This window comes from Nocardioides sp. (assembly GCF_047607185.1).
Classification (GTDB): Bacteria; Actinomycetota; Actinomycetes; order Propionibacteriales; family Nocardioidaceae; genus Nocardioides.
Genome location: NZ_JASGDQ010000074.1, coordinates 39,559 through 55,306, shown reverse-complemented (window position 1 = coordinate 55,306; position 15,748 = coordinate 39,559). Strand labels below are relative to the sequence as shown.

Sequence of the window (15,748 nt, the reverse complement as noted above, 5' to 3'; positions counted from 1 at the left end):
GGCTCGCCACCAGCACTTCTGCCGACTCGGCACCTGAGAGACTCACACTTCTGCCGACTCGGCGCCTGGGGGACCTGCACTTCTGCCGACTCGGCGAGGTAGGGTCGCCCCGGTCCCACTAGTCGTGTCCGACAGGGGACACCGACTTCACATCCGACGTACGCCGTCCAGAGGACGTACCCCGTCCAGAGCAGGAGCCACAGTGACCGTTCGTGTAGGCATCAACGGATTCGGCCGGATCGGCCGCAACTTCTTCCGCGCCGTCCGCGCTTCAGGCCTGGACATCGAGATCGTCGGCATCAACGACCTGTCCGACAACGCTGTCCTCGCCCATCTGCTCAAGTACGACACCATCCTCGGCACGCTCGACGCCGACGTGGTCGCCGAGGGCGACCAGATCAAGGTCGGCGACCAGGTCATCAAGGCCTTCGAGGAGCGTGACCCGGCCAACCTGAAGTGGGGCGACCTGGGCGTCGACATCGTCGTGGAGTCCACCGGCTTCTTCACCGACGCCACCAAGGCCCGCGCGCACGTCGACGCCGGCGGCGCCAAGAAGGTCATCATCTCCGCGCCCGCCAGCAACGAGGACGCCACCATCGTGATGGGCGTCAACGAGGGCATCTACGACCCGGCCAACCACACCGTGGTCTCCAACGCCTCCTGCACCACCAACTGCCTCGCCCCGTTGGCCAAGGCTCTGCACGAGGGCATCGGCATCGAGAAGGGCCTGATGACGACGGTGCACGCCTACACCGCCGACCAGAACCTGCAGGACAACATCCACAAGGACCTGCGCCGCGCCCGCGCCGCCGCCCTCAACATCGTGCCGACCTCGACCGGCGCCGCCAAGGCGATCGGCCTGGTGCTGCCCGAGCTGAAGGGCAAGCTCGACGGCTACGCGCTGCGGGTGCCCACCCCGACCGGTTCGCTGACCGACCTCTCCTTCGAGGCCTCCCGCGAGACCTCCGTCGAGGAGATCAACGGGATCGTCAAGGCCGCTGCCGACGGCCGCTTCCTGGTCTACTCCACCGACCCGATCGTCTCCTCCGACATCGTGACCAACCCGGCCTCCTCGATCTTCGACGCCCCGCTCACCAAGGTGATCGGCAACCAGGTCAAGGTCGCGTCGTGGTACGACAACGAGTGGGGCTACTCCAACCGCCTCGCCGACCTGATCGACTACATGGGCAAGAGCCTCTGAGGTCATGGGGGAGTACGCCGGTCTCGCCCCGGACTTCCTGCGCAGCATTGCTGGCAAGCGGGTCCTCGTCCGATCCGATCTGAACGTTCCGCTCAAGGACGGCCCGGACGGCGGGCGCGGCATCGCCGACGACGGCCGCATCCGCGCCTCGGTGCCGACCATCAAGGCGCTGGCCGACGCGGGCGCCCGGGTGATCGTCACCGCCCACCTGGGTCGCCCCGACGGTACGCCGGACCCGAAGTACAGCCTGAGGCCCGTCGCGGCCCGGCTCGGCGAGCTGCTCGGCGCCCCGGTCGCCTTCGCCACCGACACGGTCGGCGAGTCGGCGCAGGCAACGGTGTCAGGACTGGCCGACGGCCAGGTCGCGCTGCTGGAGAACGTCCGCTTCAACGCCGGCGAGACGGCCAAGGACGACGCCGTCCGCGGCGCCTTCGCCGACGAGCTTGCGGCCCTAGCCGACGCCTTCGTCTCCGACGGCTTCGGCGTGGTCCACCGCAAGCAGGCCTCGGTCTACGACGTCGCGCTGCGGCTGCCCCACGCCATGGGCGGCCTGGTCGCCACCGAGATCGGCGTGCTGCGCCGGCTCACCGACAGCCCCGAGCGGCCCTATGCCGTGGTCCTCGGCGGGTCGAAGGTCTCCGACAAGCTCGGCGTCATCGACAACCTGCTCGGCAAGGCCGACACCTTGCTCATCGGTGGCGGCATGGTGTTCACCTTCCTCAAGGCGCAAGGCCACGAGGTCGGCAAGAGCCTGCTGGAGGAGGACCAGATCCCGACCGTGCTCGGCTACCTCGAACGGGCGGCCGCCTCCGGCGTGGAGATCCTGCTCCCCACCGACATCGTCGTCGCCGACTCCTTCGGAGACGAGGCGTCGGCCCGGGTCGTGCCCGCCGACCAGATCCCGGCCGACGCGCTCGGCCTCGACATCGGCCCCGAGTCGGGCGCCGCCTTCGCCGCCGCGATCCGGCCAGCGCGCACGGTGTTCTGGAACGGTCCGATGGGCGTCTTCGAGCAGCCCGCCTTCGCTGCGGGCACTCGGGCCGTGGCCCAGGCGCTGACCGAGGTCACCACGGCCGGCGGCCTCTCGGTCGTCGGTGGCGGCGACTCCGCCGCCGCCGTACGGGCGCTCGGCTTCGCCGAGGACCAGTTCGGTCACATCTCCACCGGTGGCGGCGCGTCGCTGGAGTACCTGGAGGGCAAGGAGCTCCCCGGGATCACGGTGCTGGAGAGCTGATCATGGCGACATCGAAGCGGACCTCCCGCACCCCGCTGATGGCGGGGAACTGGAAGATGAACCTCAACCACCAAGAAGCGGTGGTGCTGGTCCAGAAGCTCGCCTGGACGCTGTCGGACAAGAAGCACGACTACGGCCTGGCCGAGGTCGTGGTGGTGCCGCCGTTCACCGACCTGCGATCGGTGCAGACGCTGGTCGACGGCGACCGGCTCTCGATCAGGTACGGCGCCCAGGACGTGTCGGTGCACGAGTCCGGCGCCTACACCGGTGAGGTCTCGGCCGGGATGCTCGCCAAGCTCGGCTGCTCTTATGTCGTGGTGGGGCACTCCGAGCGCCGGCAGTATCACGGCGAGACCGACGAGATCGTCAACGCCAAGGCCCGCGCCACCGTCAAGGCGGGCATGACGCCCATCGTCTGCGTCGGCGAGCAGCTCGACATACGGCAGGCCGGTGAGCAGGTGCCCTACTGCACCGCACAGACCGACGGCGCACTGGTCGGCCTCACCGCCGAGGAGGTCGCTGGACTGGTCATCGCCTACGAGCCGGTCTGGGCGATCGGCACCGGTGAGGTGGCGACGCCGGAGGACGCCCAGGAGGTCGCCCAGGCGATCCGGGCCCAGGTGAAGGAGTCTCACGGCGAGGCGGCCGCGGCCAGCGTGCGGATCCTCTACGGCGGCTCGGTCAAGGCGGCGAACATCGCCGGGATCATGGCCCAGCCCGACGTGGACGGCGCACTCGTGGGTGGCGCGAGCCTGCAGGCCGACGAGTTCGGCGCGATCTGCCGCCACTACGCCATGCCGGTGCTGTGATCCCGGAACCGTGACGTAGGATTCCTCCGTGCTGGAAACGCTCTTCACCGTCATCCTGATCATCGCGAGCCTGCTGATGATCCTCCTCGTGCTGCTCCACAAGGGGCGTGGCGGTGGGCTGTCCGACATGTTCGGCGGCGGTGTCTCCAGCTCACTCGGGGGATCTTCGGTTGCTGAGCGCAACCTCGACCGGATGACCATCGGCATCGGGGTCATCTGGTTCGCGTGCGTGATCGCACTCGGCTTGCTCAAGGCTTACTGAGCCGATCAACCGGTCCCGGTCCGACCGGTCCGGGACGACAACTCGAGAGGACGCGTAAGAGTCGTGGCTGGTGGTGGAAACGCGATCCGCGGCAGTCGGGTCGGAGCCGGTCCCATGGGTGAGGCCGAGCGAGGTGAGGCGGCACCGCGCAAGGCGGTGACCTACTTCTGCGCTCACGACCACCGCTCGGTGGTCACCTTCGCGGCCGAGGCCGTGGCGCCCGACTCCTGGGACTGCCCCAAGTGCGGCCTGCCGGCCTCGCTCGACTCCGACAACCCGCCGCCGGCGCCGAAGATCGAGCCCTACAAGACGCACCTCGCCTACGTGAAGGAGCGCCGCACCGACGCCGAGGCGGCCGACATCCTCGACGAGGCCATCCAGCTGCTCCGCTCGCGTCGCAAGTCCGGCGACATCATCTTCTGAGCCGATCCGGGGTCGGGCGGATCGGTGACGCCGATCCGCGCGACCGGTCATCGCAGCGGCCTCGCCTCGACGATGAGGTTCTTGCGGTAGTGGAAGGCGCCATTGGGGTAGGTCACCTTGTCGACGCAGGTGACCAGGACCAGTCGGCGCTCGACGCCCTGACGGAAGATCCCGGTCGGCAACTCCTCGCGAGAGACCGACCGCACGCCGGTGACCTGCCAGCGAAGCGTGGTGCCGTTGCCTGCGACGGTGGTGAGGACGTCGCCGCTGTGCACGTCGTGCAGCCGCTTGAAGACGCCCGGCCGGTCGTGGTTGTCGGAGACATGGCCCATCACCAGGGTCGTGCCGACCAGGGCGCTCAGCTCGGCGCCCGAGCGCCAGATCGCCCCTGAGGTCAGGCTCATCGGGGGTCGCAGGGTGTTGCCACGGAAGTCCACCTGGCCTAACGGGGCGCGCAGCCCGACGCGGGGGATGCGGACCTCCGGCAGCGTCATCCGCTGATCGGTCTGCGGCTCGGGTGACCACTCTCCGCCGGTGTCGATGCGCGGCGTGCGCGGCACCGGGGGCTGGGCGGGGGTGACCAGGACCGTCTCGGCAGGAATGCCCAGCCGAGTCCAGTCGACGGCGGTGGAGACCGGGGTGGCCGCCAGCCGCTCGCGGTAGGTGTAGCAGCCGCCCTCCGTCGGCGTGAACCCGCCGACCTGGTAGTCGCCGTCGCGGTCGACGACGAAGGCGCCGGCGGCGGCCAACGGCGCCAGGCTCCAGTCGGTGCCGTCGCAGCCGCCGGCTCCGTCCGGGGCCACCGGTCCGAACAGCTGCCACTCGCCATTCACCTGGGTCATGGCGACGCCGTCGGCCAGACCCGAGACCATGACATGGTCGAGGACCGAGGAGCCCGCAGTGGCGCGCTGCGAGCTGACCTGGGTGACCAGGCTCGGGGTCGCGACCACCAGGCTGGTCTCCTCGACGATGCCCGCAGTGGTCCAGGGGGCGGGCAGGGTGTCGCCGCTGCCGTCGAGACGCTCCTGATAGGTGTAGCAGCCGGCGCTCGCCACCTGGGTGGCGCCGACGTCGAGCCGGGAGTCGCCAACCGCGGTGAAGGCGCCGCCGGCGGCGACCGTCGCCGTGGTCCAGTCGAGACCGGCGCAGCCGGAGCCGCCGGGTGCGAGCGGACCGAGCAGCCGCCACTCGCCGGCGAGCGTGGTGCCGCCGCTGTCGGTCACCGAGACCGAGTCGACCAGGGTCGCGCCGACGGTGGCCTGCTGCTGATTGACCAAGGTGGTGAGGTGCGGCTGCCAGACCCGGGTGGTGCGCGCTGCCGCGGTGGCCGCCGTGGCCAGCGGACCCGCGGAGGCAGCGATGCGCTGCTGGTCGGGGCTGGCGTCGTAGTGCCGATAGCGATGATTGGGGACGTGACCCAGCCGCAGCCGCACTCGGACCCGGCCGGGCTCGGTCTGCCGCCAGTCGAGGGTGAGCGGCCGGCGGGTGGTGGTGCCGCGCCAGGTGGTGCTGCCGTCGGCGAACCTCGCGCCGGTGATCTTTGCGGTGATCGCCACGCCCGGCACCCAGCGTCCGGTAGCGGAGCGGAGCCCGATCCGGCCGACGCTGCCGGCGAACGAGTTGGGAGTGGGGTCGACGAGCATGGTGAGCCGGGGTCTGGCATAGCCACCCCGCGGCGGGGCGAATCGATGCGCCCGGCGCAGCATCCGGTCGTGGACCCGAGCCACCCGGCGATAGGTGAGCGGATCCTCCTCGCGCAGCTCATCGAGGTAGCCGGCCATCCGGCCCGGCTGGGAGTTGAGCCCCAGGTCGCGACCGACCGCCCACCACAGTGCTGCGGCGACGATCCCGTTGCCTCGCGCCCGGCCGAGGTAGACCGAGGTGAGATAGCCGATCCGCGGCTCGGTGAGCTGGTGCTGCAGGCCGACGAGGGTCGGCCAGGCGTAGTCCGGGCCGGTGTCGAGACAGACGCCGTAGCGGCCATCCGGCAGCCGGGCCACGCCCAGCTCGTGGCCGGCGGCGGTGACATAGCCCGAGAAGCCGGGCATCGTGGGGGTGCCGTGGCCGAGCACCGGCACGCGCTGGCGTCCGGGCGCGGCGGGTGCCGGCCGGGCGACGCCGACGACGGCGAGAGTCGCGACCAGGAGAGCGATCACGAAGAGCAGCGCGAGCAGGGGAGCGGTCCGAGAGGAGTGGTTCATGACGCCGATCGTCGGCGGCGGGCCGGCTGGCCGCCACCGCCCGGCGATCGGCTGTGGATGACCGGGGCCGAGGGCCGTCCTGTGGACGGAAATCGTCACATCTTGTGACGGATGTGGCTGTTGAGAGCTACTAGTAGCCTACTAGAGCTCCGCGGCGCTCTCCCGGTCGAGGAACCAGATCGTCTCTTCGGTGCCGGTCACGCCGGCGGCGGGCGTCTCGTGCAGGTCGGCGCCACCCAGCGCCGAGGCGACGGCCGCGGCCTTGGACCCGCCGGAGGCCACGAACCACACCGACCTGCTGCGGTTGAGAACTGCGAAGGTGAAGGTCAGCCGCTCCGGCGGCGGCTTGGGCGAGCCGGTCACGCCGACGGCGATCTCGTCGACGACGTCGAGCTGGGCGAAGCCCGGGAACAGCGAGGCGATGTGGCCGTCCGGGCCGACGCCGAGCATCAGGATGTCGAAGGCGCCGGAGCCGAACTCCCGCACGACCGGCTCGAAGGCGCGGGCCGCCTCGTCGACGGAGAGGCCGGTGTCGGTCGCCGGGAATTCGTGGATGTTGTGGGCCGGGACCCCGAGAGCGTCCAGGAACGCCTGCCGGGCCTGGAGCGCGTTGCGATCGGGGGAGTCGGCGGCGACGTACCGCTCGTCGCCCCACCAGAACACCACCGCACCCCAGTCGACGCCGGAGTCGTCGGCCAGCCGGGCGATCTCGCGGTGGATGGCATCGGCGATGGTGCCGCCGGTGAGGCAGATCTGGGGCACGTCGCCGGCTGCCTGGAGATCGGCGACGCGGCTGAGCAGCTCCCCGGCGACCGCGGTAGCGAGGTCGGCGGCGGACTCGTGGACCTCGACGCGAGCATCGGACTGCGGCGACATCAGGGCTCCCGGTGCGAGCGGTAGTAGTCGATCAGGGCCCGGGTGGAGGCGTCCTGGGCGGCAGCTGCCTCTGCATCGCCGGAGACCGCCGGACTGATCTGCAGCGCGAGCTGCTTGCCGAGCTCGACGCCCCACTGGTCGAAGGAGTCGATGCCCCACACGACGCCCTGGGTGAAGGTGATGTGCTCGTAGAGGGCGATCAGCTGGCCGAGCACCGACGGGGTCAGCGCGGGCGCCATGATCGAGGCGGTCGGCCGGTTGCCGGTGAAGACCCGGGCGGGCACGATCGCCTCCGCGGTGCCCTCGGCGCGCACCTCGTCCGCGGTCTTGCCGAAGGCCAGCGCGCGGGTCTGCGCGAAGAAGTTGGCCAGGAAGAGCTCGTGGACGTCGATGTCGCCGTCCTTGAGCGGGTACGGCGGATTGGCGAAGGCGATGAAGTCGGCCGGGAGGATCCGGGTGCCCTGGTGGATGAGCTGGTAGAAGGCGTGCTGGCCGTTGGTGCCGGGCTCGCCCCAGAACACCTCGCCGGTCTCGGTGGTGACGGGCGTGCCGTCCCAGCGCACGCCCTTGCCGTTGGACTCCATGGTGAGCTGCTGGAGGTAGGCCGGGAATCGGTGCATCAGCTGGGAGTAGGGGAGTACGGCGTGGGTGCCGGCGCCGAGGAAGTTGACGTACCAGACGTTGAGCAGGCCCATCAGGATCGGCACGTTGCTCGCCAGGGGAGCGGTGCGGAAGTGCTCGTCGAGGGCGTGGAAGCCGGCCAGGAGCTCGGCGAACCGCTCCGGCCCGATCGCGACCGCCAGGGAAGTGCCGATCGCAGAGTCGACGGAGTAGCGGCCGCCGACCCAGTCCCAGAACCCGAAGGCGTTGGCGGGGTCGATGCCGAAGGCTGCGACCTTGTCCAGCGCGGTCGAGACCGCGACGAAGTGCTTCGCGACCGCCTCGGCGGCGTCGGCCTCGGCGAGCCCGGACAACAGCCAGGCCCGGCACAGCCGGGCATTGGTGAGCGTCTCCAGGGTGCCGAAGGTCTTGCTGGAGACGATGAACAGCGTGGTCGCCGGGTCGAGGCCGGCCAGCTTCTGGGCGGCGTCGGTCGGGTCGATATTGCTGATGAACCGGCACTCGATCTCGCCCTGCCCGTCCGGCAGAGCACGGTAGGGTGCCAGCGCCTCGTAGGCCATCACCGGACCGAGGTCGGAGCCGCCGATGCCGATATTGACCACGGTCCGGATGCGCTCTCCGGTGACGCCGGTCCAGGCGCCGGAGCGGACCCGGTCGGCGAAGTCGTAGACCTTGCGCAGCGTCTCGTGGACCTCGGGCACCACGTCCTGGCCGTCGACCACCAGCGAGGCGTCGGCCGGGAGCCGCAGCGCGGTGTGCAGCACCGCGCGGTCCTCGGTCACGTTGATGTGCTCCCCGCACAGCATGGCGTCGCGACGCGTCGCGACGCCGACCTCCTCCGCCAGTTCCAGCAGGGCTGCAAGGATCTCGTCGGTCACCAGTCCCTTGGACAGGTCGACATGGAGGTCGGCCGCGTCGAAGGTGAGCCGGGTGGCCCGGGTGGGGTCGGCGTCGAACCAGCCGCGCAGATCCGGGGCGAAGTCAGCCGCGAGAGTCGTCAGCCGGGTCCAGGCCGGCGTCGTGGTGGGGTCGACCGGCGCGTCGGTCACGACTCAGCCTTCTCCTGGGCACTCCCCATCTGGCCCTGGACCGTCTCGACCAGCTCGATCCAGGACGCCTTGAACTTGTCGACGCCTTCGACTTCGAGGACCCGGAAGACGTCGTCGAGGTCGATGCCGACGGCCTCCAGCGCACCGAAGACCTCGCGGGCCTCCTCGCCCTTGCCGGTGACCTCGTCGCCGGTCACCTCGCCATGGTCGGCGAAGGCCTCCAGGGTCTTCTCCGGCATCGTGTTGACGGTGTCGGCGACGACGAGGTCGGTGACGTAGAGGGTGTCGGGGTAGGCCGGGTTCTTGACGCCGGTCGAGGCCCACAGCGGCCGCTGCTTGTTGGCGCCGACGGAGGCCAGCGCCTGCCAGCGGTCGGAGGAGAAGACCGACTCGTAGGCGGCGTACGCGATCCGGGCGTTGGCCACCGCGGCCTTGCCGCGCAGCGCGAGCGCCTCGTCGGAGCCGATCTTCTCCAGCCGGGCGTCGATCTCGGTGTCGACACGGGAGACGAAGAAGGACGCCACGGAGCGGATCGTCGAGAGGTCCAGGCCCGCCGCCTTGGCCTGCTCCAGGCCGGCCAGATAGGCGTCCATCACCTGGAGGTAGCGCTCGGTGGAGAAGATCAGCGTCACGTTGACGCTGATGCCGGAGCCGATCGCCTCCGTGATGGCGGGCAGGCCCTCCAGGGTGGCCGGGATCTTGATCAGGGCGTTGGGCCGGTCGACCGCCGCCCACAGCGCCTTCGCCGAGGCGATGGTGGCCTCGGTGTCGTTGGCGAGGGTGGGCTCGACCTCGATGGAGACCCGGCCGTCGTCCTTGGTCGCGGCGGCGACGGGGGCGAGGATGTCGCAGGCGTTGCGTACGTCGGTGGTGGTCAGCGCGAAGATGACTTCGTCGACGTCCTTGTCGGCCGCGACCAGCTCGGCGACCTGCGCGTCGTAGCGCTCGCCGTTGCTGATCGCCCCCTGGAAGATCGTCGGGTTCGTGGTGACCCCCGTGACCGAGCTGGTGGCGACGAGGTCGGCCAGGTTGCCGGTCTCGATGCGCTCGCGGGACAGGTCATCGAGCCAGATGGACACGCCAGCGTCGGCCAGCGCCTTGAGTCGGTCAGTCATCGGGTTCTCCTTAACGCAATCGGTGGTGGATGCCGAACGGGGCGCGGATCATGCTCGCGCGGCCGCGGCAATGCTGTCCTTGGCGGCCTGGGCGACCGCCTCGGGGGTGAAGCCGAACTCCTTGAACAGCAGGGCTCCGTCCGCGGAGGCGCCGTAGTGCTCCAGGCTGATCATCCGGCCGGCGTCGCCGACGTACTCCCGCCAGCCCTGCTTGATGCCCGCCTCGACGCTGACTCGGGCCTTGACGTCAGGCAGCAGGACCGAGTCGCGGTAGGCCTGGTCCTGGGCCTCGAACCACTCGATCGACGGCATCGAGACCACCCGGGCGCCGATGCCCTCGGCGGCGAGCTGCTCGCGGGCGGCGACCGCCAGCTGCACCTCGGAGCCGGTGCCGATCAGGATCACGTCGGGAGTGCCGTCGGTGTCGAGCAGGACGTAGCCGCCCTGGGCGACGCCCTCGGTCGTCGCCCAGTGCTCGCCATCGGCGTCCTCGCCACGGGGGAAGACCGGCAGGTTCTGCCGGCTGAGGATGAGGCCGGCCGGACGGTCGGAGTTCTTCAGGATCTGCAGCCACGCCGCGGCGGTCTCGTTGGCGTCGGCCGGCCGGACGATGTCGAGGCCGGGGATGGCGCGCAGCGCCCAGAGATGCTCGACCGGCTGGTGGGTCGGGCCGTCCTCGCCCAGGCCGACGGAGTCGTGGGTCCACACGTGGATGACCGGCGCCTTCTGCAGGGCACCGACGCGGACGGCGCCGCGCATGTAGTCGGCGAACTGCAGGAACGTGCCGCCGAACACGCGGGTGCCGCCGTGAACGGCGATGCCGTTCATGATTGCGCCCATGGCGTGCTCGCGGATGCCGAAGTGGAGCACCCGGCCCAGCAGCGGGTCGCCCTCCCAGTCGTGGGTGGTGCGGCTCTTCGGGACGGCCGAGGGCACGCCGGAGATGGTGGTGTTGTTGGAGCCGGCGAGGTCGGCCGAGCCGCCCCACAGCTCCGGCATGACCGGCGCGATGGCGTTGATCACCTTGCCGGACGCGGCGCGGGTAGCGATGCCCTTGGGGTCGGCCGGGAAGACCGGCAGGGCCTCCTCCAGGCCCTCGGGCAGCGCCCGCTCCTTGAGCCGGTCCAGCAGTGCGGCGCGCTCGGGCTGGGCGGCTGCCCACGCGTCGTACGCGGCGTCCCAGGCGGCACCCCAGGCCTGGCCGCGCTGGAGGAGGCCTCGGGTGTGGGCGATCACGTCCTCGGGCACCTCGAAGGTCTGCTCCGGGTCGAACCCGAGGATCGACTTGGTGGCGGCGACCTCCTCCGCGCCGAGCGCGCTGCCGTGCGCGGCCTCGGTGTTCTGCTTGGTCGGCGCGGGCCAGGCGATGATCGTCTTGAGCACGATCAGGCTGGGCTGGTCGGTGACCGCCTCGGCGGCTCGGATGGCGTCGAAGAGGGCGGGGACGTCCTCGTGGTAGCGGTCGCCGTCGGCGCGGCTGCCGTCGGTCCAGTCGACGGTCTGGATGTGCCAGCCGTAGGCCTCGTAGCGCTTGGCCACGTCCTCGGTGAACGCGATGTCGGTGTCGCCCTCGATGGAGATCTGGTTGCTGTCGTAGATCACCGTCAGATTGCCGAGCTGCTGGGTGCCGGCGAGCGAGGAGGCCTCGCCGCTGACGCCCTCCTGCAGGTCGCCGTCGCCGGCGATGACGTAGATGTTGTGGTCGAAGAGGCTCTCGCCCTCCGGCGCGGCCGGGTCCAGGAGGCCGCGCTCGCGACGGGCCGCGATCGCCATGCCGACCGCGTTGGCGACGCCCTGGCCGAGCGGGCCGGTGGTGACCTCGACACCCTTGGTGTGGCCGTACTCCGGGTGACCGGGGGTCAGGCTGCCCCAGGTGCGCAGCGCCTTGAGGTCATCCAGCTCCAGCCCGAAACCGCCGAGGTAGAGCTGGATGTAGAGCGTGATGGAGGAGTGGCCGGCGCTGAGCACGAACCGGTCGCGGCCGATCCAGTCGGGGTCGGCGGGATTGTGGCGCATCACCTTCTGGAACAGCAGGTACGCCGCTGGAGCAAGGCTCATCGCCGTGCCCGGGTGGCCGTTGCCGACCTTCTGGACGGCGTCCATGGCCAGCACCCGGACGGTGTCGACCGCCCGCTTGTCCAGGTCGGTCCACTCGAGTTCGGGGATCGTGTTCACGTGGTTCCTCTCGGTTTCCATCGCTGGTGTCCCATCCGGGGCTAACGGCCAAGTCCGAGCCTACTCATGCAGTGGCGGCACGGTCATCCACCCGGCCCCGCCTTCGCGCCGCCGGCTGGCGGAGCACTAGACTCCCGCCGTGACCTACGTCGAGGAGCCGGTGACCCTCTCGGAGGGCTCCGCGTCGGCTCAGCCGGCCCCGCCAGCGACGTGGAAGGACGTGGCGGCGGCGTACGTCGGGCTGACCAAGCCCCGCGTCATCGAGCTGCTGCTGCTGACGACCGTGCCGGTGATGTTCTTCGCGGCGCGCGGGGTGCCCGGGCTGTGGCTGGTCGTGGCGACCGTCGTGGGCGGCACGCTCTCGGCCGGCTCGGCGTCGGTGTTCAACTGCGTCTACGACCGCGACATCGACGAGCAGATGCGCCGGACCAGGCGCCGGGCGCTGCCGCGCCACATCGTCTCGCCGGCCGCGGCGCTCGTTTTCGGGACCGTGCTGGGCATCGTGTCGACGGTGGTGCTGTGGCTGTGGGTCAACCCGCTCTCGGCGGTGCTGTCGGTGACGGCGAACGCGTTCTACGTCTTCGTCTACACCATGCTGCTCAAGCGCCGTACCGCCCAGAACATCGTCTGGGGCGGCATCGCCGGCTGCTTCCCGGCGCTGATCGGCTGGACGGCCGTGACCGGCTCGCTCTCCTGGGCGCCGGTGGTCCTCTTCGCCGTGGTCTTCTTCTGGACTCCGCCGCACACCTGGGCGCTGGCGCTGCGCTACCGCGAGGACTACGCGAACGTCGACGTGCCGATGCTGCCCGTCGTCAAGCCCGCTCGCGAGGTGGCCCGGCAGATCGTCGTCTACTCCTGGGTGATGGTCGCCACCTCGCTGCTGCTGTGGCCGGTAGCCGGCACCGGCGTGTTCTACACGGCGGGTGCGGTCGTGCTCGGCGCGGTCTTCCTGGTGCAGGCGCACCGGATGCTGGCCCGGGCGCGTGACACCGAGGACCTCTCGCTGATCCGTCCGATGCACCTGTTCCACAGCAGTAACCTCTACCTCTCGCTGCTGTTCGTCGCGGTCGCCCTCGACCCGCTGATCTCGCGCTGACCGCGGCCCCGTCAGGCGGGCTGCCGCACCCGGAGCAGGACCCAGGTGACGGCCGCGGAGATGACGGCCGCGCCGAGCATGTGGAAGCCGACCAGCACGATGGGCAGGTCGGTGAAGTACTGCACGAAGCCGATCAGGCTCTGCGACGCCTCCACGACGAGGAGTACGACGCCCGCCCGAACGGTCGCGCGTGGCGCCCGGACCGCGAGGGCGAGGAAGATCAGCCCGATCGTCAGGCCGATGAAGAGGAACACCAGGTCGGCGTGGAGCTGTGACATCTGGAGCGGGGAGAGGCCGTTGCGGGGGGCGTCGGCGTCGCCGGCGTGCGGCCCGGCGCCGGTCACCACGGTGCCGGCGTAGAGCACCAGCCAGGCGGCCGCGAAGGTCGCCCAGGCCAGCCACACGGCGGGACCGGTGGCGACCGGGGCGTCGGGCACCTGGAGCCGCCACAGCAGCAGCACCGCCAGGCCGATCATCGCCATCGAGCAGAGCAGGTGGAAGGCGACCACCCAGGGGTTGAGGTCGGTCAGCACGGTGACGCCGCCGATGATCCCCTGGGCGGGGATGCCGGCCAGCAGGATCAGCGCCAGCGCCCTCAGGTCGCGCCGGACGCTCTGCCAGACCGCGATCGCGGTGAGCACGGCGATCGCCAGCAGCACATAGGTCAGCAGCCGGTTGCCGAACTCGATGGCGGCATGGACCCCCATGGCGCCGTGCGGGGTGAACGACTCGTCGGTGCACTGGGGCCAGGTCGGGCAGCCGAGGCCGGAGCCGGTCAGTCGCACCACGCCGCCGGTGACCACGATCCCGATATTGGCCGCCAGCGTCGCCCAGGCGAGGCCACGCAGGTAGCCGGAGAGATCGGGCAGCCGGCGCAGGCCGGCGGCCGCTGCCCGGGCTGGACTGGCTCCCACTGGATTCACTCCCACTTGAAGGTCCTTGCCGTGAGTCCGGCACCGAACGCTGCCCACACCGCCAGCACGAGCAGGTCGCGCCAGGCCACCGCGCCGTCCAGGAAGGCGGTCCTGACCGTCTCGCCGAGCGCGCCGGAGGGCAGCAGCCGGGCGAAGGAGCCGAAGCCGTCGTAGGCGGCGGCGGGCAGCACCACGGCGCCGCCGGCGAGCAGCAGCAGGTAGATCAGATTCGCCGCCGCGAGGGTCGCCTCGGCACGTAGCGCACCGGCCACGAAGAGGCCGAGCGAGGCGAACGCCGCGGTGCCCAGCATGATGGCGAGCAGGAAGCCGAGCAGCCCGAACCGCGGCGTCCAGCCGAGTAGCTGCCCGACGCCGCCGATGACGAAGAGCTGGACCACCTCGACGACCAGCAGCGCCAGCACCTTGCCGGCCAGCAGGCCGACGCGGGGGAGTGGCGAGGCGCCGAGCCGCTTGATGACGCCGTAGCGCCGCTCGAACCCGGTGGCAATCGCCAGCGAGGTGAACGACGTCGACATGATCGCCAGCGCGAGCACGCCGGGGGTGAGGATGTCGACCAGCGGCCGGTCGCTGATGCCGAGCTTCGTGCTGAGATCGAGGTCGAGGTCCTCGCCACCGCGAACGCCGGCGACCAGCACGATCACCGGGATGACGACGGCGAGCAGCAGTTGCTCGCCGTTGCGCAGCATCAGCCTGGCCTCCATCGACGCCTGGCTGAGCACCTGCCGAAGCAGCGGCGCGCCGCCCGGGCGCGGCGTGAAGGTCCCACTCACGACCGCCCTCCTACAAGCTCGCTCACGAATCCGTCTCCAGGCCGCGACCGGTGAGCTCCAGGAAGACGTCCTCGAGGGTACGCGAGCCGAACGTCATCGACTCGACGCCGACCCGGTGTCGCTCGCCCCAGGCGGCGACGCTGGCACGCAGGTCGGCCTCTGCCTCAGCGCCGAGCTCCTGGTCGACCACCAGCCGGACCGTCGCCGAGGAGCCGCGGGTGAGCTCCTCGGGCGTGCCCGAGGCGATCAGCCGGCCTCGGTCGATGATGTGCACCTGGTCGGCGAGGTGCTCGGCCTCCTCCAGGTAGTGCGTGGTGAGCACGACCGTGACGCCGTCCTCGCGGAGCTCGCGCAGCAGCTCCCAGGTGGTACGTCGGCCGGCCGGGTCCATCCCCGCCGTCGGCTCGTCCACGAAGACGATCTCGGGGCGCCCGACCAGCGCCATGGCCAGCCCGAGCCGCTGCTGTTGGCCGCCGGAGAGCCGCCGGTACGGCGTCCGGCCGCAGTCGGCCAGCCCGAGCCGCTCGGCGAGCAGGTCGACCGAGAGCGGGTGGGCGTGCAGCCGGGCGATGTGCCGCAGCATCTCCAGTGCGCGCACCCCGCTCCAGGCGCCCTGCCCCTGCAGCATCACCCCGATGCGGGGCAGCAGCTCGTGCCGGTCGGCGACCGGGTCGAGGCCGAGCACCCGCACCCGGCCCGCCTGCGGCCGGCGGTAGCCCTCGCAGGTCTCCAGGGTGGTCGTCTTGCCGGCGCCGTTGGGGCCCAGCACGGCGGTGATGGTCGCCGGTGCGACGGTCAGCGAGAGCCCGTCGACGGCGGTCTTGTCGCCGTAGGCCATCACCAGGCCGTCGACCTCGACGGCGAGGGGCGGGGCGTCGGGCACCCGAGCAGTCTAGGAAGCCGGCCGGGCGGGCCGGGCATCGGGTGCGCCGGCTCGGGGAGGTAAGCCTCACCTTGCTTGAACCGACCCTCTGAATAAGA

Annotated in this window: 14 protein-coding genes; 6 read left to right on the top strand and 8 right to left on the bottom strand. The window is 70.9% G+C overall.

Annotated features, from left to right (window positions below; genetic code table 11):
* The first annotated feature begins 202 nt into the window (after positions 1-202).
* The 5 genes from gap (at position 203) to QM595_RS08625 (ending at position 3,929) form a co-directional block, all read left to right on the top strand.
* On the top strand, positions 203-1,201 hold the full coding sequence (gene gap, locus QM595_RS08645; RefSeq protein ID WP_415171141.1) for a type I glyceraldehyde-3-phosphate dehydrogenase: 999 nt from the start codon (positions 203-205) through the stop codon (positions 1,199-1,201).
* A gap of 4 nt (positions 1,202-1,205) precedes the next feature.
* Positions 1,206-2,435, top strand: a complete 1,230-nt coding sequence (locus QM595_RS08640; RefSeq protein ID WP_415171140.1) for a phosphoglycerate kinase — start codon at positions 1,206-1,208, stop codon at positions 2,433-2,435.
* Between the two features lie 2 nt (positions 2,436-2,437).
* On the top strand, positions 2,438-3,244 hold the full coding sequence (gene tpiA, locus QM595_RS08635) for a triose-phosphate isomerase (protein ID WP_415171139.1): 807 nt from the start codon (positions 2,438-2,440) through the stop codon (positions 3,242-3,244).
* A 31-nt stretch (positions 3,245-3,275) separates the two neighbouring features.
* Positions 3,276-3,506 (top strand): preprotein translocase subunit SecG, encoded by a 231-nt coding sequence (gene secG, locus QM595_RS08630; protein ID WP_415171144.1) that lies wholly within the window; start codon positions 3,276-3,278, stop codon positions 3,504-3,506.
* 63 nt (positions 3,507-3,569) lie between these two features.
* Positions 3,570-3,929, top strand: coding sequence for an RNA polymerase-binding protein RbpA (locus tag QM595_RS08625; protein ID WP_415171138.1), 360 nt, complete (start codon positions 3,570-3,572; stop codon positions 3,927-3,929).
* A gap of 47 nt (positions 3,930-3,976) precedes the next feature.
* On the opposite strand, the gene QM595_RS08620 is transcribed toward QM595_RS08625, so the two are convergent.
* From QM595_RS08620 to tkt, 5 genes are all read right to left on the bottom strand, one after another.
* Positions 3,977-6,130, bottom strand: a complete 2,154-nt coding sequence (locus QM595_RS08620) for a sortase domain-bontaining protein (protein WP_415171137.1) — start codon at positions 6,128-6,130, stop codon at positions 3,977-3,979.
* 141 nt (positions 6,131-6,271) lie between these two features.
* A complete protein-coding gene (gene pgl / locus QM595_RS08615; RefSeq protein ID WP_415171136.1) occupies positions 6,272-7,006 on the bottom strand; it encodes a 6-phosphogluconolactonase in 735 nt (244 codons plus the stop codon).
* Positions 7,006-8,676, bottom strand: a complete 1,671-nt coding sequence (pgi, locus tag QM595_RS08610; protein WP_415171135.1) for a glucose-6-phosphate isomerase — start codon at positions 8,674-8,676, stop codon at positions 7,006-7,008. The genes pgl and pgi overlap by 1 nt, the downstream gene beginning before the upstream one ends.
* The gene (tal, locus tag QM595_RS08605; protein ID WP_415171134.1) at positions 8,673-9,791 is read right to left on the bottom strand and encodes a transaldolase; all 1,119 of its coding nucleotides are present in this window, start codon (positions 9,789-9,791) and stop codon (positions 8,673-8,675) included. The genes pgi and tal overlap by 4 nt, the downstream gene beginning before the upstream one ends.
* Positions 9,792-9,839: 48 nt before the next feature.
* A complete protein-coding gene (gene tkt / locus QM595_RS08600) occupies positions 9,840-11,987 on the bottom strand; it encodes a transketolase (protein ID WP_415171133.1) in 2,148 nt (715 codons plus the stop codon).
* A 118-nt stretch (positions 11,988-12,105) separates the two neighbouring features.
* Between tkt and QM595_RS08595 the strand changes: the two genes are divergently transcribed.
* Positions 12,106-13,062, top strand: coding sequence for a heme o synthase (locus QM595_RS08595; RefSeq protein WP_415171132.1), 957 nt, complete (start codon positions 12,106-12,108; stop codon positions 13,060-13,062).
* An 11-nt stretch (positions 13,063-13,073) separates the two neighbouring features.
* Here QM595_RS08595 and QM595_RS08590 read toward each other — a convergent pair whose 3' ends face one another.
* The 3 genes from QM595_RS08590 to QM595_RS08580 are packed head-to-tail and all read right to left on the bottom strand — an operon-like array spanning position 13,074 to position 15,605.
* Positions 13,074-13,976, bottom strand: coding sequence for a COX15/CtaA family protein (locus QM595_RS08590; RefSeq protein ID WP_415171131.1), 903 nt, complete (start codon positions 13,974-13,976; stop codon positions 13,074-13,076).
* 5 nt (positions 13,977-13,981) lie between these two features.
* On the bottom strand, positions 13,982-14,767 hold the full coding sequence (locus QM595_RS08585) for an ABC transporter permease (RefSeq protein ID WP_415171130.1): 786 nt from the start codon (positions 14,765-14,767) through the stop codon (positions 13,982-13,984).
* Between the two features lie 22 nt (positions 14,768-14,789).
* Positions 14,790-15,605: an ABC transporter ATP-binding protein gene (locus QM595_RS08580; RefSeq protein ID WP_415171143.1), complete on the bottom strand. Its 816-nt coding sequence runs from the start codon at positions 15,603-15,605 to the stop codon at positions 14,790-14,792.
* Between the last annotated feature and the right edge of the window lie 143 nt (positions 15,606-15,748).